The sequence below is a fragment of the Shewanella polaris genome (genome assembly GCF_006385555.1).
GTDB classification, from domain to species: Bacteria; Pseudomonadota; Gammaproteobacteria; order Enterobacterales; family Shewanellaceae; genus Shewanella; species Shewanella polaris.
In genome coordinates this window covers 2,367,200-2,390,927 of record NZ_CP041036.1, presented here as the reverse complement: position 1 = coordinate 2,390,927, position 23,728 = coordinate 2,367,200, and the positions used below count along the sequence as shown (strand labels likewise).

Below are 23,728 nucleotides of genomic sequence, written 5' to 3'. Positions count from 1 at the left end.
TTGATGTTATCCACACTGACAATTTTTTAGTTAGATAAAATAATGATTTGATAATAGGAGACTACAAGTGGCCATTCATCCACGTGCAGGACAGCAAGCTTTACAAACGGATTTAGTGAACATTCCTAAATTGATGAGTTATTATTATCGCATTATACCTAATGTGGAAGATGTTCAGCAAAAAGTGTCATTTGGGACATCGGGACATCGTGGTAGCTCGTTTAAGGCCAGTTTTAATCAAAACCATATCTGGGCCATCACTCAAGCTGTGGTCGATTATCGACAATCTGTTGGTATTACAGGTCCTATGATTGTCGGTTTTGACACTCACGCATTATCTTATTCGGCATTTTTGTCTGTTATTGAAGTGTTAACTGCCAATCAAGTCAAAATGTTGATTCAAACAGATGATGGTTTTACGCCAACTCCTGTAGTGTCACATGCCATTGTCAGTGCTAACGCCAGTAAACCTTCAGCACTAACAGACGGACTTATCATAACACCATCACATAATCCGCCTAAGGATGGTGGAATTAAATATAATCCACCTCATGGTGGTCCTGCTGAGGGTGACATCACCAAAATCATTGAAACCAAGGCCAATGAATACCTTGCTAATCAACTTTCTGGGGTTAAAAAGGTTAATTACGGCGTAGCGGTTCAATCTGGTTGGGTTGATGAGGTTGATTTTATTGAACCCTATGTTGCTTCTCTTATTGACGTTGTTGATATGGACGCAATTAAAAAAGCTAATATTCGCATCGGTGTTGATCCTCTAGGTGGTTCTGGTATTTATTATTGGGACAAGATTGCAGCAAAATATGGCCTTGATATTACCTTAGTGAATAACAAAGTTGACCCTACATTTGGTTTTATGAGCCTAGACAAGGACGGCCAAATTCGAATGGACTGTTCGTCACCTTATGCCATGGCTGGATTATTAGCGCGCAGTGAAGATTTTGATTTATGTGTTGGTAACGACCCCGATTATGACCGTCATGGTATTGTTTGCCCAGGTTATGGCTTAATGAATCCTAATCATTATTTAGCGGTTGCGATTGATTATTTAATGACACATCGCCCACAATGGTCTGCTTCATTGGCCGTTGGAAAAACCTTGGTGTCTAGTGCAATGATTGACCGCGTATGTAACGCGTTGGGTCGTCACTGTTTGGAAGTACCCGTGGGCTTTAAGTGGTTTGTAGATGGCTTGGCACATAGCACCATTGCTTTTGGTGGCGAAGAAAGTGCTGGTGCCGCATTTTTAAAACGAGATGGCAGCACATGGTGTACCGACAAAGACGGGTTTATTTTGGCCTTGCTTGCCGCTGAAATTTTAGCGGTAACCGGTAAAACGCCTGCACAACGTTATAAAGAATTAACGGATCAGTTTGGTGAAAGTTTTTATAGTCGTATCGATAGCCCTATTAGCCTTAAGAAAAAAGCCAAATTTGAACAATTAAACGCTGATAGCTTTAGTGATACCCAATTAGCTGGTGAGGCTATTACCGCAATATTAAGTCATGCGCCAGGTAATAATGCTGCCATTGGTGGCATTAAAGTCACTACTGAAAATGGTTGGTTTGCCGCACGTCCTTCTGGGACAGAAGCTTTGTTTAAAATTTATGCCGAAAGCTTTATTAGCCAGCAACATCTAGATGACATTATCACTCAAGCACAACAAATGATTGATCAAGCACTAAAAGGTTAATTAATGTTCTATTGAGTTAATTAATTGAAATAAAAAAGCACTGTTGAGTATTCACAGTGCTTTTTTTATGACTCGTGGTCATTGGATAGACGTTATATTAAATTAGATCAAATCGATCTGCATTCATCACTTTGGTCCAGGCTTTAACAAAGTCTTTAACAAACTTTTCCTTAGCATCATCTTGAGCATACACTTCGGCATAAGATCTCAATATTGAGTTTGAACCGAAGACTAAGTCAACTCGAGTGGCAGTCCATTTCATCTTGCCTGTTTTGCGGTCAATTATGTGATATAAGTTATTGCCTGCAGGTTTCCAAGTGTATGACATGTCCGTTAAGTTTACAAAAAAGTCATTTGTTAACACACCAACATTGTCAGTAAATACACCGTGTTGAGTGTTATCGTAGTTGGTACCTAATACTCGCATACCGCCCACTAATACCGTCATTTCATGTGCGGTTAAGCCCATAAGTTGGGTACGATCAAGCATCATTTCTTCTGGTTGAACGATATAGTCCTTCTTTTGCCAATTACGATACGCATCGTGCAATGGCTCTAACACTTCAAAAGATTCTATATCTGTTTGTTCTTGTGTGGCATCACCACGACCCGCTGAAAATGGCACTTTTACATTAACACCTGCAGCATGGGCTGCTTTTTCAACCGCAGCAGTACCACCTAACACTATTAAGTCTGCAATACTGACTGGTTTCGCTAATCCAGCTTGAATTGTCGTTAAAGCATTTAACACTTTTTGTAATCTTGCCGGTTCGTTACCTTGCCAGTCTTTTTGTGGCGCTAAACGGATACGCGAACCATTGGCACCACCACGATAATCTGAGCCACGGAAGGTGCGGGCACTGTCCCATGCAGTAGCGATCAGTTCTGCATCACTTAATCCACTAGATAAGATCTTAGCCTTTAGCTCGCTAATTTCTTGCTCTGTTAAGCTATAGTCAACTTCTGGGACTGGGTCTTGCCAAATTAACTCTTCATTAGGGACTTCGGTACCAAGATAACGACTTTTTGGCCCTAGATCTCTGTGGGTTAATTTAAACCACGCCCGTGCGAATACGTCTGAAAAATATGCAGGGTCTTTATAAAAACGATCGGAAATTTTACGATATTCAGGATCCATTTTCATCGCCATATCGGCATCTGTCATAATGGGATTCAAGCGAATTGATGGGTCTTCAACGTCTACAGGTTTATGTTCTTCCTTGATATTAATTGGTTCCCATTGCCATGCACCTGCAGGGCTTTTTTTAAGCTCCCAATCGTAATTAAGCAATAGTTCAAAGTAGCCATTGTCCCATTGAGTTGGATGTGTGGTCCACGCACCCTCAATACCACTGGAAACTGTATCTCGGCCAATGCCACGACTGGTCTTGTTTAACCAACCTAAACCTTGGTCTTCAAGTTCAGCACCTTCAGGGTCTGCTTCTAAATTTTCTACATTGCCGTTACCATGACATTTACCTACTGTGTGGCCACCAGCGGTTAGGGCGACGGTTTCTTCGTCATTCATTGCCATACGTTCGAACGTGATACGAATATCATTTGCTGTTTTTTGTGGGTCAGGATTACCATCTACACCTTCCGGGTTGACGTAAATTAATCCCATCATCACAGAGGCTAATGGATTTTCAAGGTCTCGTTCACCTGAATAACGACTGTTTTCTGAGTCACTCGTCGCTAACCATTCTTTTTCTGAACCCCAGTATATATCTGTTTCTGGGTGCCAAATATCCTCACGACCACCAGCAAAACCGAATGTTTTGAGCCCCATAGATTCATAGGCAACAGTACCAGCTAAAATGATCAAATCTGCCCAAGAGAGTTTATTGCCATATTTCTTTTTGATTGGCCAAAGTAGTCGGCGCGCTTTATCGAGGTTAACGTTATCTGGCCAGCTATTGAGTGGTGCAAAGCGTTGATTGCCTGTTCCTGCTCCACCACGACCATCAGCAATTCGATAAGTCCCGGCTGAATGCCAAGCCATGCGGATCATCAATCCACCATAATGGCCCCAATCTGCAGGCCACCAGTCTTGGCTGTCAGTCATTAACGTGCTCAAGTCTTGTTTAACTGCAGTGAGGTCGAGACTTTTGAAAGCTTCGCGGTAATCAAATGTTGGATCCATTGGATCGGTCTTTGTATCATGTTGGTGAAGAATATCGAGGTTGAGTGCTTTGGGCCACCAGTCCATATTGTTGGTTTCGTTCGACGTATTGCCGCCATGCATAACAGGGCACTTGCCTTGATTGGATTTGTCCATGATATATTCCTTTATAATTAAACTCGCAAAAAATAAACTGACTAAATTTGTTAAATACTAATATTGAATAAATAGCCTAACTTATCGTCATTACATATAAAAATGAAATTTTTAGGTTCCACTAATCGGTTTTATTGATATATAAATACTTACTAGTAAATTCTAATGTTATTTAACCAAACCATAGTTCATGACTGATGAGATTAAGTTATAATTACCGGTTAAATTATGATCTAGATCACCTAATCAGCTCATTGATTTGTAGAGCTTTGTCATGAGGAATATGCCCTTTATTTTTGATAAAGTTTCTGAAATCTTTTGTTGGCATAGGTTTAGCGTAGTAGTAACCTTGAGCTAAGTCACAACCCAATGATTTGAGGATATTGACTGTCTCTAATTGTTCTACACCTTCAGCTACCACCACACATTCTAGGTGTTGCGATAAAAATATCACTGATTTAACGATGGCTAGATCAGCATCTTTATGATGAATATTACTGATGAAAGAACGATCAATTTTAATTTGTTTAACGGGCAGGTCACGTAATAGTTCTAGGGATGAAAATCCGGTACCAAAATCATCAATACTGAACGTTCCGCCTGCTGCAGTAATCACTGCCATGGTTGTTTTAACTTGTTCAATGTTAGTCATCATCGCACTTTCGGTAATTTCAAACATGACTTGTTGTGATGAAAGGTTATTCTTTAGTAATGCGCTCGTTTTCTCGATAAGCTTTGGATCTTGCAAATCTTTCGCGGATAAGTTGATATGAATACACAAAGATACACTCAGGGAGTCAAAATATTCCATGTCTTTTGATACTTGCAGCATAACCCAATCGGTTATCTGGTTTATCAGTGTCGTTTGTTCGGCAATATGTATAAATAGGTTAGGTGCGGTATAACTTCCATCTGTTCGAGGCCAGCGAATAAGCGCTTCAACACCATACAGATTATTGTCACTAAGGTTAATAATAGGTTGATACCAGAGTTCAAACTCTTGATTTTCAATAGCGCGTTTTAACGAGGCACTAATATTGACTTTTTCAACAGCATTGCTTTCAAGGGTATTGTCATAGAGGGTATATTCAGTTGCCATTTTTTTACTGGCATACATTGCAATATCAGCTTGTTGTAGTAGTTGACCTATTTCACTCGCCTGGCTTGGATAATGACTAACACCAACACTCGCACCCACTAATAAATCATAACTCTCAATGCAAAATGCACTCTCAAGCGCATGATGAATAGCATTGATTGTTTCTTCTACTTTTGGTAATTCGCTTTGAGTGACAATCACGGCAAATTCGTCCCCGCCTAATCTAAATAGCTGGGCGTCATGGGGTAACTGTTCAGCCACATTGTTACCGACTTCGATTAACAGTAAATCACCATAATAGTGTCCTAATGCATCATTGACTTGTTTAAAGCGATTTAAATCAATCATTAATAGACTAAATGGAAAACCAATTTTGACATGATGACTTAATGAATTCATTAAGTATTGGCGGTTTGGTAAGCCTGTTAAGCTATCGTGTAGAGCAATAGTGCGTTCATTGATGATAAGTTTTTCAACTTTCAGTAAACTCAATAAACTTAGCCGAGTCACTAAGACCACAAATGCACCACCAAACAACATGATAATACAAAATATGACATCGGATATTATAAAATCAGATTGTTTACACAGGTAATAAAATATCCCCATATAACCCAATACGAAAAAGATGATCAGTGCTCTAAGGATGCGCCAACCACTAGTATTATCCTTAATACATATTTCATTTACTGATCTTAAGCTGAAGACCAGCATACTGATCCCTAATATAACCATGGATAAAGATAATATCTGTAACAATCGCAAGTTCCTATCGTTAAAAGGGACGGGTGAGTTAACATTTCTTAAGTCGTAGTGAATGGATAATGGAGAAAAATTATCTGTAAAAAAAATGGCTAACCAAATTAGGTTAGCCATTCTATAAGATAGTGTACTAAATCGTTTTTTGCGTAATAAAACTAAAAATGAAATCAATTAATGATAAGAGATTTAACTTAGTGATAGCAACGCAGTGATAGCGTCACATTTATATGCTGTTATTATCCACGATAGCCGAATAATTTTTGTTCCATAATGACCTTACTGACAGCTTCTGGAACCGCGTCCACCCATTCTCCTTGACCTCGACAAATTTGCTGTAAAATTTCACGAGAAAAAATATTGAACAAATCAGGATTGCTAGATTCAATACTGGTGATAAAACCATTATCGATTACATGGCGGAATAAATAGCGTAGATTATTGGGAACACTGACAGTATTTAAGTCATTGAGCTCGTCTTTTTCATCTCGTTCGGGGTAGACAAACAAGCGGGTATTATCAGGGAATAACTTACCAAAGGCTTCGAGAATACCGCCTTCCATACCACGATAATATTCTTCATCAAAAATCTGTTTAATATTAACAATGCCCACCACGATACCGATTTGTAATTGGGTATATTGACGGAAATAAGCACGTAATGAGAAATAACGGGTGTAGTCCGATATCATTACGTTGTAACCTAAAACATTCAGTAACTTGACTCGCTCCATGATGTCTTTTTCTGTCATGTTGGCGTCTTTACCGTGTAGATCGTTTAACGAAATTTCAGCGATCAAAACAGTATTTTTATTATTAACACCTTCGAGCAAGGAAAAGGCTTTATAGCCTTGCTCTATCATATCGACATTGAGATTAGTCACTGGTTTAAATGACCCGCGAATGGTTAATACATTCTTTTTGTAAAGCATATCGGCTGGTATAGCGACATTACCATCTGCTTTGAACATGATAGCGCGGGTTTTCCAGCTGCGAATAAGATGAATGTTTTTTGTCTGATTGTCGACATCTTCAAAGTAGGGACCTTGAAAGTCGATACAGTCAATTTCTATTCGATTGGCTTTCAAGCTGTCGGTTAACGAATCAATAATTTTCTTTGGGTCTTCAAAATAGTAGTAACTGGCGTAAATTAGGTTAACCCCTAAAATACCTAACGCTTGTTGTTGTGCTTCTGCACTGTCATCAAACATACGAACGTGAACGATTATATTAGACGGTTCGGCACCTGGGTACATTTGAATACGCACGCCACACCATGCATGGCATTCGTTTTTACGATTAAAACTTTTGGCCGATACAGTAGTGGCATAACTAAAATAACGCGATGATTTTGAGCGTACACTGCCAACACGATCGACAACGAGATCGAATTCTTGTTCCATCATGGCTAATACACGGGCCTTACTCACATATCGGCCATCTTCTTGAACACCATAAATGGCATCTGAGAATTTCATATCGTAGGCCGACATGGTTTTCGCTATCGTTCCTGCTGCAGCACCCGCAACAAAAAAGTTACGCGCGACTTCTTGACCAGCACCAATCTCGACAATGGTTCCGTACTTTTTCTCGTCTAAATTTAAACGAAGTGCTTTTTCTTTTGTGCCACGAGAACTGACTTGCTTATCCATAATAAACCCACCCGGTAAAACATTGAAATTTTTAACTTACTGATAGCAATGTTATAGCAAGTTAAAATATGTGCCAGTGCTGAATGGAAATTAGTGTAGATATAAGATGATTAAGCAAAATTATTGTTACGTAGGAGATTAATCGTAACGGCTTTTTCTATGTTGTTTTGGCTGGTGGCATTAGAGCAATTAATGACGGGAAAATGATCGCCACAAGCTTAATGCATTGCGGCTTCATCTTCTTATCTAGGCAAGTCCATCATGGTTTGTAAAAAAACCGCAGAAAAAGGTGCCTTTTGTTGTTTTTTAATTTGTGGGCTCAAACCATTTTCGAATAATACAAATAAATAGTCATGACCATTACTGACATTAACTCTGCCAGCCAAGTTAGCAATACCTAGCATACTGCCAGTCTTGGCAAACACATGATGTTTCAACGGAGACTTATTGAAATATCGTTTATAGCGTAAGGTACCACTGACACCTGATTCTGGTAATAAATCAAGCAAGAAACGGTATTCAGGTTGTTGATACAAAGTGGTAAGTACGGTTAATACGTGCTCAGGCGTGAGTAAGTTATAACGTGATAAACCTGAGCCATCAGCAATATTTGCATTGGATAAGTCAATGCCAATTGAGTACAGAATCGTTTTCAATGCTTGACTACTGCGAGCAAAATCACTTGGTGCCTGATAATAATCTTCTCCCAGCTTTTTCAATAAACTGTCGGCAATCAAATTATCTGATTTTAGTAACATGGTTTCTAATAATTGCGGTAACGCCGCAGATTGGTGGCTGGCGATAATTTGTCGTTGAGCAATAAACTCTGGTTCCGTACTCAATTTTCCTACAGTAATAGGTTGCTTGTGTACAATACCTAAAGCAGCGAGTTGCTTAGCTACTATTTGTTGAGCATAAAGTTGTGGTTCGGTAATGGCTATTGCTAATGGTAATGATTTAGCCCCAACATGGCAGCCACTAAGGTGATAACGGTTATTATCGAAGCGACGCAAGGTTAGATGACATTGTGGCACGGACTCAGTTAAGTGCGAAGGGAGAGCATCAGTATCATCGGTTAATGGCTTAACTGCGGGGATCGCCACTGCACGATTAATGGTTGGTGTGACAAAATAAGCATCATTAGTGATTTCAATTGGTCTATTTCCCATCATGGTGATCTTAGCTATTTTATTGTAGCCTGTTGTGGCTAATCGACCATAAACACAATTCTTATCAATAATATAAGGTGAAATCGGGGCAGCATAACAGATCCCTAAATCATCCCAAACCCATCCTGGTGCCTGCAATTGGCTATCTTGATCGCTGGCCAATATAATATTACCTGTCACTTCAGTAATCCCCAAATTACTTAAGGAAGCGAGTAACAACTGCAAATCTTGGTATGTTAAGGTCGGGTCACCGCTAAATTCGATATAAATATCACCTGAGTAAATACCATTTTCAATTTGGCTTTTATCAAGCGGTTGTTGTGCTAAGGTCGTTAATCGAGTTTGGTAGCTGAAATCCTTACCTAATTGCTTGGTTGCCGCTAATGCGGTTAACAGTTTTTGAACGCTGGCCGGTTGCATTAATGATTGATTGTTGTACTCAAATACCATTTTTTGATTAGACATATCCCAAACGGTTATACCTAACTGTGAATGCATTGGTTTTAGTAACTGCAGCATATTATTTAAATACAAGGCAGCAGGTTGCTGGTTAATATGATTGATTTGGGTCGATGGAGTTTGTTGTTGATTGAGTGCTGACTGGCTAAGGGGTTCTTCTGCCATAACAACACAAGGCATACTTGAAACAATAAAAGCACTTAATAGCCATAAAGTTCGAGTAAAATTCCACGTGTGATTCTCATAAGATGACTGAGGCCGAAGGAGAAAGCAAAGCATTGCGGTCATAAAAGCCTACATCATGAATTTATTAACGATAAGTTATGGTAGCTGATGATATCCTCTGCTGATACGCATTTGATGATTTTTGCTTAAATTTACCTATTTTAAGTTTTTTTAAAATGTATTTATCCATGTTTGGCGGTCTCCTAAGCTGCCTAGTTAACCAGCAATCTAGTTATCATGCTCTAATTATCGACAAAAAAGTGCACTAAAACCGCTGCTAAGTGAGAAAAATCTTGCTCATCACCTTGTTAGTCGGTAATTTCTATCAGCTTGATAGAATGCCAAACTCAAGCAACAGTTATAAAAGTGATACCTTAGCGTGATAGTAGCAGCAAATTTGCAAATTATAACTGGTGATTTATATAGTTGAGCAGAGAGAATTGCTACGATTTATTATCATACTGCTAGATTTATTTTTATGATGCTGTCTCGCGAACACTATCGATATGGCGTTAACAGAAACATCATGAATGAGGTAGAAGTTGAATAACTCCCTCAACTCGACGCTAAACATTTGCGTATAAACATGGCAAATAGTATTGGCTACATATTTCATCAGCGTGCTCACAATTAAAATATATCGCTGTGATGTTTTTTAATGTAATCCCATTACCAATTATTGTAATGGCCACCCATTTTAAGGAGGATGCCTTGCTGGATAAGCTAGGTGGTATTGCCCTAAATGCAGATGCTGTGTCTTGGTTGCTTAATCCAAAAGATTTTAAGCAAGCCTTATTAACTAAAATTGCATCGGCAACTTCTTCAATATACATCGCAGCATTATATGTTGAAGATGATGAAGCTGGCCGTGAAGTATTGCAGGCGTTATTAGACGCAAAAGCTCAAAACCCACAGTTAGATATAAAAATATTAGTTGATTATCATCGTGCCCGCCGAGGATTAATTGGCCAAAAAGGCGACAGCGGCAACTATATTTTATACCGTAAATTAATGGACGAAGCTACACACCCGTTTGACATTATTGGTGTGCCAGTTAAGTCTCGTGAATTTATGGGGGTGTTACACCTTAAAGGTTTTCTTATTGACGACACTGTTATTTACAGTGGCGCGAGCATTAACAATATTTATTTACAGCAACAAGAAAAATATCGTTTTGATCGATACCATGTCATAAATTGCCCTGAGTTGGCCCGCAGTATGCGTGACATGATAAAACAACACATTATTAGCGATCCTGCTGTGAGTATATTAAGTCAAACGATTAGCAATGAAGATAACCCAGAGAAGAACGATGTAAAAAGCTTTAAGCACCGGTTGTCTCATGTTCGTTATCAGTATGCCTCAACCACAGAAGGCAATCGCGTTACACCATTAATAGGATTAGGTCGAAAAAATAATCAGTTGAATGACACTATTGTTCAGTTAGTCGATTCATCCTCTAAAGAACTTTTTATTTGTACGCCGTATTTCAACCCGCCAACCGTATTAACTCGTGCATTAGCCAGGCATCTGCGTGAAGGCAAAAAAATTGATATTGTTGTAGGTGACAAAACCGCTAACGATTTTTATATTCCACCCGATCAAGATTTTACCACCATTGGTGCTTTGCCCTACATGTACGAACAATCGCTGCGTAAGTTTGCTAAAAATCAACAGTGGGCAATTGAAAATGGTCAGCTCAATATTCATTTATGGAAAAATGGTATTAATAGTTTTCATTTAAAAGGGATCAGCGCTGATAACCGTAAACATCTCATCACGGGTTCAAACTTAAACCCTCGAGCGTGGGCTTTAGATTTAGAGAATGGTTTATTGTTGCATGATGAGAGTGGTTGTTGGAAAGAATCTTTTATTAAAGAGCAACAGCATATTTTGCTCCACACTGAGCGTTTATATCATTACAGCCAAATTGATACCTTGCAAAAATACCCTAAACCAGTGAAGAAAATCATGAACCGAATTCGTCGGTTAAAAGCAGATTTTTTATTGCGTCGTATTTTATAGCCAGTTGTAAATGTTTATTATTATTCACCACCAACATTGGTGGTGAATTTTTTTCATCTCAGAGCCTTTAAATGTCAGAAACGTCAACCAAAGTGTGCAAGCCTCCTATTCATGCTGTTCATCGTTTGTATGAATACCGTAAATCACTGTCGACAAAACCTTATGGTGCCCGCGGAAAAAAGCTAATTAGGTGTAATTTGTGCCGTTTGGGTGAATTATTTTGTACCTGTCAATATCGTCAATATTTAAATACAAACGTCAGCTTTATGTTGATAATGTATAACGATGAAGTCTTAAAACCCACCAATAGTGGCCGTTTAATTGCTGACTTAATTCCGGACACTCATGCGTTCTTATGGACTAGAACAGATACAGATAGTGCAATGTTAGCGTTATTAGATCATCCGAAATACCAACCATTTTTAGTATTTCCCCAACAATATGTTGAGAGCGATCAAGTCATTGTGGAACAAATAACGGCCGCAGACTTATCAATTGAACAAGGTCAAACTAAAACCCCACTGTTGGTAATGCTTGATGGTAGTTGGCGTGAAGCAATCAAAATGTATCGTAAAAGCCCGTATTTGCAGAAAATGCCAGTGTTATCGTTCGCACCAGATACCTTAGCAACTTATGCGCTACGTAAAGGAAGTCATGATTTTCAGCTCGGTACCGCTGAAGTCGCGGCATTGGCATTAACGGCAGCTCAAGAACCGCAAAACGGATTAGCATTAGCCACTTGGTTTGATCTGTTTGTTGAATCTTCGTTGTTGGGACGTAACCGTCGATTAAAAGAGACCATAATACCAATTTCTGAGTTTATTGATGCATTCAATCAAGCTTTAAAAGCCAGTCACAATGGCGTTGAATAGTCGATTTTGCGCTATTAAACCGATTAATTGCAGTTAAACATTTGCATATTGAGTTCGATTGCGGGATGCTAACTGAACGCCTATGATCTATGTTTACTTTGGTAAATGAGGCTTCAAACTTAATGTATAAATCTTTTTATTAAGGACTTTGTCGTAAACACTATGGAAGAGTTGATAAACAGTGCAAGAGAAATCAGCACTAAAAAACTAGTGATTTTGTTTCGTCTTGAACCGGGTTGCTTAGGACCTGATGGTGTCAATCATATTGACACTTTTTGTCATGTTGCCGAACAAGCCTTAGTTAACTTGAATTCTGATGTTTGCCATTGGTTTTTGGCTCCTCGATTTGACAAAAACTTGATTGAAATACAATACAGTCTTGCAGGCAAGGTGCTATCACGCGACAAAGCCGTTAAATTTATTGAATCATTCAGTCAAAACCTTGATGAAATTGAAGAACGTTTTGAAGATAAACTGACACAATTGATCAACCAATATATTGCCCGTAAACGTTAATGTAATCTTGTTGTTCATTGCCAAATTCCTACATCGTTAATTGCTTTGTCTCGAACAAAAATTAACCGGCAAAGATCAACAGGCCCTTATCATTTGGGGTTATTATCAGGATTTTATATGACCCCTTTAGCACACCAACAAGTCTTAAAAGCAGACGACAATGCACTGGCTCTTGATCATCAGGGGTTGCATCAATTATTACAGCAACAATTTGGTTTTGATGGGTTTAGAGAAGGCCAACAAGCGGTTATTGAAACCATATTATCTGGTCATTCAGCGTTAGCCATTTTCCCGACAGGTTCAGGTAAGTCATTGTGTTATCAGTTTTGTGCTCAGCAATTACCTCATTTGACCTTGGTTATTTCACCTTTATTAGCATTGATGAAAGATCAGTTGGCTTTTTTAGCAAGTAAGGGTATTGCGGCTGCCAGTATCGATTCAAGTTTAACCTATGATCAAACTCAACAAGTCATGCGTGATGTTCGTGAGCAACGCACACGGATTTTAATGGTGTCCGTTGAACGTTTTAAGAATGAACGATTTAGGCAATTCCTTAAGTCTGTTCCGATTTCTCTGCTGGTGGTTGATGAAGCGCATTGTATTTCTGAATGGGGGCATAATTTTAGGCCCGACTATTTAAAAATTCCGCAATACTGTCAAGAATTTTCAATTCCTCAAAGTTTACTATTGACCGCAACGGCGACAGAACAAGTTAAATTGGATATGGCTAAGCGTTTTGGTTTATCAACACAACAGGTGATACAAACCGGTTTTTATCGAGCTAACTTAGATTTGTCAGTTATTGCCATCAGCCAGCAGCATAAGCTCGCTCAGCTTGTCGAGACCGTAAAAGAGTATACTGGTGCCGGTATTGTCTATGTAACCTTACAGAAGACTGCTGAGGACGTAGCAGCACACTTAATACGTCAAGGTATCAATGCTGCTGCTTATCACGCGGGTATGGATCAAACTGTCCGTCAACGTATTCAACAACAATTTATGGACAATCAAATTCAAGTAATAGTGGCTACAATTGCATTTGGAATGGGTATTGATAAATCAGATATTCGATTTGTTATTCATTTTGATTTACCTAAGTCTATCGAAAATTATAGCCAAGAGATTGGCCGAGCAGGGCGAGATGGACATTTGTCTCATTGTGTTACGTTAGCTAACTTAGACGGATTGAATACTGTTGAGAATTTTGTTTACGGTGATACGCCTGAACCACACAATATTGATCAGTTGTTAACTATAATCGCGAATGAGACCGAGAATGGCCGTTGGGAAGTACAAGAATCACCATTGTCTACAGCGTGTAATATTCGATCATTGCCGTTGAAAACTCTCTTTGTGCAATTAGAATTATTAGGTGTGATCCGTCCAAGTTATGCTTATTTTGCAGAATTTAAATATCGGTTTGTAGAAGATCAACAGCTTATTCTTAGTCGATTCAATGACGATCGCCAGCAGTTTCTGAATCAGATTTTTAGCCATACACAATTTAAAAAGGTATGGGGCGCTCTCGATTTCGATAGTTTATATCAACAACATGGCTGTGATCGACAGCGGGTTGTCGCAGCATTAGATTATTTAGCTGATCAGAATTCGATAATTCTTGAAACAAAAAAAATCACTCAAGTGTATGATGTACAACAGCAGGCACTAGCAACCCCGCAGCAATTACAACAATTGACATCGCAACTCAGTCAATATTTTAGTGACAATGAACATAAAGAAATTGTACGGATTGGTAAGCTAGTCGATTTTTTTCAGCTTGATCGTTGTTTAAGTGCCAATTTAGCTCAATATTTCGATGATCACTCGGTGCCACAAGCCTGTGGACACTGCAGCGTTTGTCGTGGGCAAATTGCAATATTATCAAAACAAGCTTTGGCTCCGTTACCAGACTCAGCCACTGTTACAACATTGCTTGAACCATTAACGTTAGTGGCTCAGGCAAAATCGTTACCCACTCCATCCATTGCTACGCAGGCTAAATTCCTTGCTGGAATGGTCATGCCAATGTTTAGTCGCTTGAAAGTTAAGCAATTAGAAGGTTTTGGACGTTTTAGTGCTTATCGATATCAAGATATTCTGGATACTGTTAAGAAGGTAAATTCATGAAACCTGTTCCTGAAATATTGTTAGAGCGACATGGTGAGTTAATACAAAGTGAAGGCGTTACTGTGGTATCTCATATTCAGCGTCAAGTTGGAGAATGGTTTTTGCAAACCTTGATGATTAAAGATTGCGATGTGCCATTTAAATACAAACGACCTCAACGATTCAAGAGTTTGTTAGACCATAAAGTCAATTTGATTTATTACCCATCAAAAGAAGTTGTGGGCGGGTTTGAAATTGAAATTATGCAAGTCGTTAGGGTTCGCCGCTATTAACATCAATGCTTAATGTTCTGTACACATCAAGTGTACTGAGCATTAATGAATGATTTATTTTAGTGTAGTAAAGTTATTTAATTATAAATGAACCATTTTAGTGTTTGATTTTTCTTACATGATAATATTGGCACTGAACTAATGAATAAGTTTAGATATTATCTGTCTACATTCAACTGTTTGACTGACAAAATGGCTATTAGCTCTAATTGATTGGGTTATTGTCCACTAAACACATAATCGCTTGCAGTTTCCCATACTCGATAACGTAAATCAGTACCTTCAGGTAAATAAAAAACTATCGGTTGTCGACTGTCATAAGGCTGAGTCATACTTTTATTGAGAACAATAAATTTTTCTTTTTTGGGTTCTGTACACATCATTAGCGTATTAGGGCCTTGAATAATATTGTCGACTTGATAATAAATGTATCCCCAACCAGGCAATGATAAGCTGCTTATTTCTCCGATAAGTCTGACCTTATTACAATCCACCATTTTCTGTTGGCCTATTTGTACCTCCAGTAGGTATTGTTGCTCGTTATTGAGAGCCGGTAAGGTGAGAATATGTTGCACCATTCCGGCCTCAGGAACAGGATACATTTTGGTCGCGCTTAATGCTTGATAATCATCGGAATTCATTACTGTGCTAACAATGTTTATCTTACCTTCTGGATTGGCCGCATGGGCAAATGGCGAGTATAAACAAGTCATTATCGTTGTGGCACAGATGAGTAATATAGTTAGAGAAAGTGGTAATTTAAGCATATATTTTCCTTTTAATGATTCACTTCAATGTTACCGTTCATCATACTAAAACAGATAATTATTGTGGTTGGTATAATTAGTCAATTTGTCCTTGTTATATTCAGTAAACGTTCTGTAGCACTAAAAGGGTTATATTTATTCAAATTTATGGCGAGTTGTGTAGTTGCAGAACAAAAAAATGCATTTTTACATGGACTTGAACGAATCTATAAATAAAATTGATGACTTATAGCAATGACATAAAGTCCATTTTAGTCATTGCTGGCATCTTGTAATCGATTAAATATGAATCCTATTTTAGATTAGGAACATAACGATTATTTTTCTTTGGGTTGAAGTTGCATTTGCATTTTAATGAGATGTTCTTCCATATCAAATGATACGGTAAAGCCAAGCGATTTAGCTAAATTCGCCATGTTACGATTTTCAAACATAGTAAATCCAGTTAATGCAATTGTATTGTTGGTTTTGTAGTAGGCGATGAGTTTTTCAAGCAATAATTTACCTAAGCCAATACCTTGATAATTACTACGTACCGCCATGGCAAACTCGGCTTCAGTATTGTCGGGGTCGATAGAGGCTCTTACAGCCCCTAAAGTAAGCTCTTCACCATCTTCTGTCATAGTGGTTGCAATAAATGCCATTTCACGTGAATAATCAATTTGAGTTAACACCGCCATTTCTTCATGCGTCATTTGCGATCTGACTCCAAAATAACGTTTGTATCTGTCTTCATCACTTAATGAATTATCAAAGTCCAAGTGCTTGGGTTCATCTTCTGGCAGAATGGGTCTTAACATGACATGAAGGCCATTTTTTAAGGTGGTGGATTGTTCTAATTCTTTAGGGTAAGGCAAAATAGCCAATCGGTTAATGTTGTCTTGTGGGGTATCATGCAAGCGCATATTAACGTCTAATAATGTTATTTTCTCACCAGCAGCCAAAACAGGATTAATGTCTATTTCAGCTATTTCAGGACAATCAATTATCAAGTGCGAAATTTGAGTTAGCATTACGCACAAGGCATTCATGTCGAGACCAAGTGGTAAATGACGGTCATGCAATTTTTGCGTTTTAAGCGCTTGGATCACCATGTAACGTGCCAACGCCATATTCAACGGAGGCAGGGCAACGGCTGCATCACGTGTAGGGTCCCATTCAGATCCACCTTCACCTAAACAGATAGCTGGGCCAAATACTGGATCATTAATCACCGACACTCTAATTTCTTGCGCGCCAGCAGTTAAGGCCATTTTTTGAATAATTAATCCGTCAATTTTGGCCGAAGGATTAATTTGATGCACACGATCTATAATCGAATGCGCCGCGTGACTAACATCTTCGTCTGAGTCTAAATTTAACACCACACCATGAACATCAGATTTATACAGCAAGTCGGGCGATTGTACTTTTAATGCCACCGGATATCCCACTTGGTTGGCAACATTTACCGCTTCATCTACGTCTTTAACAAAACGAGTATCAATGGTATTTAGGCCGTAAGCTTTTAATATATCTCCGGCTTGATGGGTTTCAACCACTGTTTGACCATTATCTAATGCGCGTTGCAATAATGCTCGTGCGGTTTTGCTGTCGGTGGGAATGTTATCAGGTATTGACTGCGGCACTTCTTGTAATAATTTTTGGTTGCGACTGTATTCAACCATGTGCATAAAAGCTCTCACTGCACCTTCTGGGGTCCGATAGGTCGGTATACCTCCTTTAGTGAAACGCTTGCGGGCAAGATAAGCCGAATCTTCGCCGCTCCAGTTAGTGAGAATATTTAATCGATGTCGATGAGGATGTTGATTAATGGTGTCAATAATACTGTTGGCAATTTCAACACTTTCTCCTAACACAGACGGTGAATGTAGCACCAGAATAGTATCTGTATCATTACTGCTCATCAGAACTTTTAATGTGTCTGCATAGCGCTGACTATCGGCATCGCCAATCATGTCGATAGGATTTTGTTTAGACCAGGTGCTGGGTAAAATAGCATTAAGTTCATCGACGGTTTTATCTGACAACTTAGCTAATTTACCACCTTTTATGATTAATTCATCTGCGGCAAGCACTGCTGGGCCACCGCCATTACTCATAATGACCAATCGCTCACCTTTAAGCTGAGCCGAATGAGCAAGACTTTCAACTGCTGCAAACAATTCGATTAAATCATTAACTCTTAACATACCAGCACGTCTAAAGGCTGCTTCATAAACAGCATCATTGCCGCCAACGCCACCAGTATGAAGCATTGCAGCTTGTACTCCTTCACGACTGCGACCAGATTTAATCACAAAAATAGGTTTATTACGTGAGGCGGCACGGGCAGCTGATAAAAAATGACGTTTTTCATTAATCGAATCGATATACAACATAATGGCGCTGGTTTTACTGTCACGGCCTAAATAGTCAAGTAACTCATCAAAGTCAATATCGGTGGCATCACCCAATGATATAAATGATGAAAAGCCAATACCTTTATTGTTGGCCCAATCCAGAACTGTGGTGCAGATTGCCGCTGACTGTGAGACAAAGGCTATCTTCCCCTGAATTGCACCAGCATGCGCTAAACTGGCGTTAAGCCCTATCGTAGGTAAAATCATCCCCAGACTATTTGGGCCTAACAAACGCATGCCGTATCGCTTGGCATATTGTTTGGTTAAATCTAGTAGGTTATTACCATTTTCGTCTGTTTGAGATGCCATACCCGAGGCAATAATAATAGCCACTTTGCAACCAAACTGAGCTAAGCGCTCAACGATACGAGGAATTTTTAATGCATTAGTACAAATGATGGCCAAATCGGGTTTAATGGGTAATGCTTCAATATTGGGATAAGCCAATACGCCCATAACTGCTGTGTACTTAGGGGTGACGGGCATTATTGGTCCAGAAAAACCGCTAGAAAGCAGGTTTTTCATGATTGCTTTACCCGCGCGCTTATTACCATTTGAGGCGCCAATAACCGCTACTGAAGTGGGTTTAAACAAGGCATTAATGCTGCGTTGACTCATAAATTGTTACCTTAGTTGGCTAGCAATAAACACGGTGAGGTTGACCTGATTCGTTTAACCTAGACTAGCATAATATTTTACCGAATAACCTTAAAGATACATTTTTAGTCAGTTGATATTTTATTAATAAAACCAATTGCTCAGCCAAACTTTAACCACTAATAGTAGCAGCATAAATGCAATGAGCTAGGGTTGATTTTAGCGCATACACTCTTTTCAATAGAACATGGTCATAAAAAACAGCGACAAAAAAGGGCCTTTAAGGCCCTTTGTCATTGTTGTTATTTAATCTTGCTGGTATTGATGATTTCCACCGGAGTTAATACTGCTCGGTTGCAGTATTAGCTGGGGCAGGGGCATATATATTGATAACTTTGCGGATCAATGCTTTTCCGTCTTCAATGGCAATATACAAACATGGAATGAGGCATAAGGTCACCACAGTCGCAAACAGTACCCCAAAGGCTAATGATACCGCCATAGGGATCACCATTTGGGCTTGCATGCTGGTCTCTGCCATAATTGGCACTAACCCAATAAATGTTGTCAATGAGGTAAGCATGATAGCCCTAAAACGGCGGCAACCAGCATTAAGAACAGCCTGTTTCATCGGCACGCCAGCTTTTCTGGAGTTATTGACATAGTCCACCATCACTAACGAGTCATTCACTACTACACCCGCAGCGGCAATAATACCGAACATCGATAACACACTTAAATCTATGCCTAAGATAAGATGTCCCATAACCGATCCGATAACACCAAACGGGATAACGGACATGATCATAACGGGCTGAATATATGAGCGTAGTGGAATAGCTAACAAGCTGTATATGAGCAATAGCGATAAAATAAAGTCACGCATTTGGGTATCTGCGCTGTCTAATTGCTCTTGAATACTGCCAGAAACTTCACTATGCACACGAGGGTATTTTGTCAGTAACTCTGGCATAAAGTTATCACGGATATCCTTCGCCAATTTAAACGGTTCTGTCTGATCAGCATCAACATTGGCCCAGACATTAATGGTGCGGTTACCATTTTCGCGGCGGATACTGTTAACGCCTTGAACCACTTTAATTTCCGCCACTTCAGATAAGGGTAACTCAGCACCTTGTGGGGTGTTAATCATGACATCTTGAACCAGTGCAATTGAATTACGCTGTTCTTCCGGATAACGAAGCATCACTTTGATCTCTTCACCATTGCGAATTATACGCTGTGCTTCAAGACCGTAAAAACTGTTCCCCACTTGCGAAGCAATATTGGCTAAGGTTAAGCCCAATGCGTTGGCTAACGGTTTCAATTGGAACTGTACTTCTTTGGCACTAGATTGACGACTGTCGTTAACATCGCTGACGCCTTTAAGTGAATTAAGCTTGTCTTTAAGGGCTAATGACGCTGCTACTAACTGAGCTTCATCTTTACCTTCAAGTCTGAAGCTAATATCACCGTCTTCACGACCGCCGCCTATTAAGCTGTCTTGAATGCTGAACGATTTAACCCCTGGAATTTGTGGCATCGCCTTACGCCATAAATCAGCTAAAGCAAAAGTATCCATTGGTCTGAGTGATGGGTCGACTAATTTGGTCATCACTTCAGCAGTAGTTTGCCCTTTTAGATCAACCTGCATATCAGAAATCATTTTCTGACCGTATTGTTGTTCTATTTTTTTATCAACATCATATAACGTCTGCTCAATAGCTAATGCCGCAGCTAGCGTCGACTTTTCTGATGCATCAACATTCATCTCAACTGTGACTCTTGGAAAGTCATGTGGAATTTTAGGTTGACCGATAAAGCGGATGACACCGCCCATATACAGCCCAACACAGAGCAAGATCAAACTAATAAATAGCATAATAACCGCATAGCGATACTCAACGGCTAATTCTAGGGAAGGGCGATAGACAGATTTAATAAAGATATTTAAACCACGATCAATTTTGCCTTGAACAAAATTGACGCCGTTACGCAGCCAATCTATTGGGTTCTTTGAGCCGGGTTTAACGATTGTTGGTTTTTTCATATGTGCTAAATGCGCAGGTAAAATCAACTTTGATTCTATTAATGAAAACAATAAACATAAAATAACAATAAAACCAATTGCTTGGCCAAATGCCGAAGAGGGGCCGTCATCCATTGTGATGGGTAAGAACGCTGCAATAGTCGTCAGGACCCCAAAAGTTGCAGGCATAGCGACTTTTTTAACGCCGCGAATAACGCTTTCAATGCTTTGACCGTGTTCTTCAGATTCACTGTGGGCACTTTCGCCCATCACAATGGCATCGTCGACCACTATCCCCAGCACTAAAATAAAGGCGAATAAGCTAATAACATTAATGGTGACGTCGATAAAACCCATTGGCATAAAAAGTAGAGTGCCTAAGAAACACACTGGCAGACCCATCATCACCCAAAAAGCTAATCGAACCCGTAAAAATAAAGCCAACATAATAAAGACTAATATCGCACCACTCTTCATGCTGTCGAGCATTAACTGTAAACGACCATCTAAGTAGTAAGTCATGTCTACCCAAGGTTCGAGCTTTACACCTTGTGGTAGTATTTTTTGTTGTTTTTCAACAAAAGTATTAATAGTATCAGCAACATCGGTAATACTTTGATTCTTAGCTGCACCAATGAAAAAGGTCACTGAATTTTTGCCATTAAATTTTGAGTATTGAATGCCTTCTTCAAAACCATCATTTACGCTGGCAATATCACCCAATAAAATCTTAGTTCCATCATCTAAGGTTAATAACGGCAGCTGCTCAAACTCGTAACCAACATAGGCTTGGTTTTGAACACGTAAATTGATGTAGCCATTTTCTGCTTTAATTTGTCCAGCAGACATGTTGCGTGAATAACCACGAACGGCCTCAGCCACATCGTTAAATGTTAAGCCAAATTCGCGCAAACGGTCTTTACTGACCTCTATGCCAATTTCATAACTCAAACCGCTATAGTATTCGCTAATGTTAACGCCAGGCAGTTGCATGATTTCATCATTAATGCGTTCACCTAAATCTTTGAGTTGCTTTTGGTTTAAGTCACCATAAAGGCTTAAATACATCACTTCTTGGCGAAATTTAATCCGTTCAACTTTTGGAGGCTCCATGCCGCCGGGGAAGGTTGAGATTGAGTCAATTTCTGACTTTACTTCTTCTAATACGACCTGTGGGTCGTAGGCATCTTCAACCTGAAAATATCCCTGCGCCATATTGCGGTTAGAATACGTAATGACCCGTTTTAATCCTTGAACACTTTCTAAGGCTTGTTCAATTTTAATGGTAATGCCTTCTTCCACTTCTTGTGGTGCAGTACCTGGATAAACTGCGCTGAATTGTATCCAATTAACTTCAACTGCTGGGAAGAACTGCTTGCGGATGGTATTGGCGGTTAATAAGCCGCCAAGTATGATGATGATCATCAATAAATTTGCTGCCACACTATTGCGGGCAAACCAAGCAATGATGCCTTTATTAGTATCTGCCATGATATTTACTCACCTTCCATTGCAAGTTCAGTCTGTTTGGTTTCTAGTGACTCTTCTTGTTGGATTTTATCTTCTGGCAGAGCCAGCTTCATGCCTTCCATTGGATAATCAAGTGCAGATGTAATCACTTGTGTTCCTGATGCTAATCCATCAGAAATAACTACGTCAGCACCTTGTTGGCGAATAATGGTCACCGGTTTATAACGTAATGTTTTATCGTTATCCATAACAGCGACTAAGCCATTGACGATTAAATGACGTGGAATAATGGCCACTTTACCAGCATCATTGCCTTCAACATGAGCGGTTACATAAGTGCCAAAACGTAATTCGTTTTTATCGCTGTTAAGTCCGTATGGATCATCAACTTCAGCAACCAGATAAGTCATTCGACTTTTACTGTCAACCACCCCTTCACTGCGGACTATTTTACCGATCCATTGTTGTTTACTGCCAGCAAAGTTACCGACTAAACGCACTTCTGCATGGGTGCCTTTTCGATCTAGGTATTGCATTTCTTTGTCAGCTAAAGGCAAACGAATTTCTGCTGTATCTGTATTGTAAACGTGGCCAAGTTTGCTGCCTGTGGTGACGTATGCACCTAAGCCAATTTCACGGCTGGAAATAAGTGCATCATACGGGGCGCGGATAATGGTGCGTTCCAGATCACGTTGCGCACGAAGTAAACCCGCTTCGGCACTTTTTAACTTTGCTAATTCTTGTGCCAATTGCGGTTTACGTAAACTAAGATCTGTTGGTTTACTGCTGGTTATTTCTGCCCATTCACGAATAGCAACTTCTGCATTAGCACGTTCTTGAACCATAGTGGCTTTTGATGAGGCAAGATTAGCCTGTGCATCTAATAATCCTGCGTCATAATCACTTGGATCAATCTTAGCCAATATCTCGCCTTTTTTGACAAAACCGCCTTTAACGAATTTATCGGCTAAATAAATGATTTCACCGCTAACTTGCGAAACAAGTTCAGTATCATATTTGGCTGCAACTACACCGTATGAGCTTACCGAAAAGGTCATGGGTTTATATTCTATTGTTTCAACAGACACTAATGGTGTGGTATCAAGTGGGGGCTTTTCTTCAGGGGGCTTTTTTAATGCAGCTATCCCAACTAAACCGGCTATACCAATGCCTAATACTATGATGGGTAATATGATTTGCTTTTTAGTAGCCACAATCCTTCCTCTTAATAATGCTTTATCTTTGCAATAAATTTATTTGACGATAGCCATACCAAAGCTAATAGTCTTATTTCTACTT

At 39.4% G+C, this 23,728-nt stretch carries 14 protein-coding genes; 6 read left to right on the top strand and 8 right to left on the bottom strand.

Annotated features, from left to right (window positions below; translation table 11 throughout):
• Nucleotides 1–67: 67 nt before the first annotated feature.
• Nucleotides 68–1,711, top strand: coding sequence for a phosphoglucomutase (alpha-D-glucose-1,6-bisphosphate-dependent) (pgm, locus tag FH971_RS10395; protein WP_140234248.1), 1,644 nt, complete (start codon nucleotides 68–70; stop codon nucleotides 1,709–1,711).
• A gap of 97 nt (nucleotides 1,712–1,808) precedes the next feature.
• Here the strand turns inward: pgm and katG are convergent, their stop codons facing one another.
• From katG to dacB, 4 genes are all read right to left on the bottom strand, one after another.
• Entirely contained in the window at nucleotides 1,809–3,989 is a 2,181-nt protein-coding gene (gene katG, locus FH971_RS10390) for a catalase/peroxidase HPI (RefSeq protein ID WP_140234247.1), read from the bottom strand.
• A 238-nt stretch (nucleotides 3,990–4,227) separates the two neighbouring features.
• Entirely contained in the window at nucleotides 4,228–5,802 is a 1,575-nt protein-coding gene (locus FH971_RS10385; RefSeq protein WP_140235566.1) for a putative bifunctional diguanylate cyclase/phosphodiesterase, read from the bottom strand.
• Nucleotides 5,803–6,086: 284 nt separating this feature from the next.
• Nucleotides 6,087–7,499: a TonB-dependent receptor gene (locus tag FH971_RS10380; RefSeq protein ID WP_140234246.1), complete on the bottom strand. Its 1,413-nt coding sequence runs from the start codon at nucleotides 7,497–7,499 to the stop codon at nucleotides 6,087–6,089.
• 242 nt (nucleotides 7,500–7,741) lie between these two features.
• Nucleotides 7,742–9,292: a D-alanyl-D-alanine carboxypeptidase/D-alanyl-D-alanine endopeptidase gene (gene dacB / locus FH971_RS10375; RefSeq protein WP_167496006.1), complete on the bottom strand. Its 1,551-nt coding sequence runs from the start codon at nucleotides 9,290–9,292 to the stop codon at nucleotides 7,742–7,744.
• Between the two features lie 744 nt (nucleotides 9,293–10,036).
• Here dacB and pssA point away from each other — a divergent pair.
• The 5 genes from pssA to FH971_RS10350 all read left to right on the top strand — a co-directional run bounded on the left by pssA (nucleotide 10,037) and on the right by FH971_RS10350 (nucleotide 15,164).
• Nucleotides 10,037–11,377 carry a CDP-diacylglycerol--serine O-phosphatidyltransferase gene (pssA, locus tag FH971_RS10370; protein ID WP_140235565.1) on the top strand — a complete coding sequence of 447 codons (1,341 nt, stop codon included), beginning with the start codon at nucleotides 10,037–10,039 and terminating at the stop codon, nucleotides 11,375–11,377.
• Nucleotides 11,378–11,448: 71 nt separating this feature from the next.
• Entirely contained in the window at nucleotides 11,449–12,249 is an 801-nt protein-coding gene (locus FH971_RS10365; protein ID WP_420853414.1) for a tRNA-uridine aminocarboxypropyltransferase, read from the top strand.
• Between the two features lie 162 nt (nucleotides 12,250–12,411).
• Nucleotides 12,412–12,765 (top strand): hypothetical protein, encoded by a 354-nt coding sequence (locus FH971_RS10360; protein WP_137227055.1) that lies wholly within the window; start codon nucleotides 12,412–12,414, stop codon nucleotides 12,763–12,765.
• A gap of 117 nt (nucleotides 12,766–12,882) precedes the next feature.
• Nucleotides 12,883–14,892, top strand: a complete 2,010-nt coding sequence (locus tag FH971_RS10355; RefSeq protein WP_240778254.1) for a RecQ family ATP-dependent DNA helicase — start codon at nucleotides 12,883–12,885, stop codon at nucleotides 14,890–14,892.
• On the top strand, nucleotides 14,889–15,164 hold the full coding sequence (locus tag FH971_RS10350; RefSeq protein ID WP_137227056.1) for a hypothetical protein: 276 nt from the start codon (nucleotides 14,889–14,891) through the stop codon (nucleotides 15,162–15,164). The genes FH971_RS10355 and FH971_RS10350 overlap by 4 nt, the downstream gene beginning before the upstream one ends.
• A 218-nt stretch (nucleotides 15,165–15,382) precedes the next feature.
• Here the strand turns inward: FH971_RS10350 and eco are convergent, their stop codons facing one another.
• The 4 genes from eco to FH971_RS10330 all read right to left on the bottom strand — a co-directional run bounded on the left by eco (nucleotide 15,383) and on the right by FH971_RS10330 (nucleotide 23,643).
• Nucleotides 15,383–15,931 carry a serine protease inhibitor ecotin gene (eco, locus tag FH971_RS10345; RefSeq protein ID WP_140234244.1) on the bottom strand — a complete coding sequence of 183 codons (549 nt, stop codon included), beginning with the start codon at nucleotides 15,929–15,931 and terminating at the stop codon, nucleotides 15,383–15,385.
• A gap of 317 nt (nucleotides 15,932–16,248) precedes the next feature.
• Nucleotides 16,249–18,951: a bifunctional acetate--CoA ligase family protein/GNAT family N-acetyltransferase gene (locus FH971_RS10340; RefSeq protein ID WP_137227058.1), complete on the bottom strand. Its 2,703-nt coding sequence runs from the start codon at nucleotides 18,949–18,951 to the stop codon at nucleotides 16,249–16,251.
• Between the two features lie 319 nt (nucleotides 18,952–19,270).
• Nucleotides 19,271–22,450, bottom strand: a complete 3,180-nt coding sequence (locus tag FH971_RS10335; RefSeq protein WP_140234243.1) for an efflux RND transporter permease subunit — start codon at nucleotides 22,448–22,450, stop codon at nucleotides 19,271–19,273.
• A gap of 5 nt (nucleotides 22,451–22,455) precedes the next feature.
• Nucleotides 22,456–23,643, bottom strand: a complete 1,188-nt coding sequence (locus FH971_RS10330) for an efflux RND transporter periplasmic adaptor subunit (protein ID WP_140234242.1) — start codon at nucleotides 23,641–23,643, stop codon at nucleotides 22,456–22,458.
• Nucleotides 23,644–23,728 lie beyond the last annotated feature (85 nt).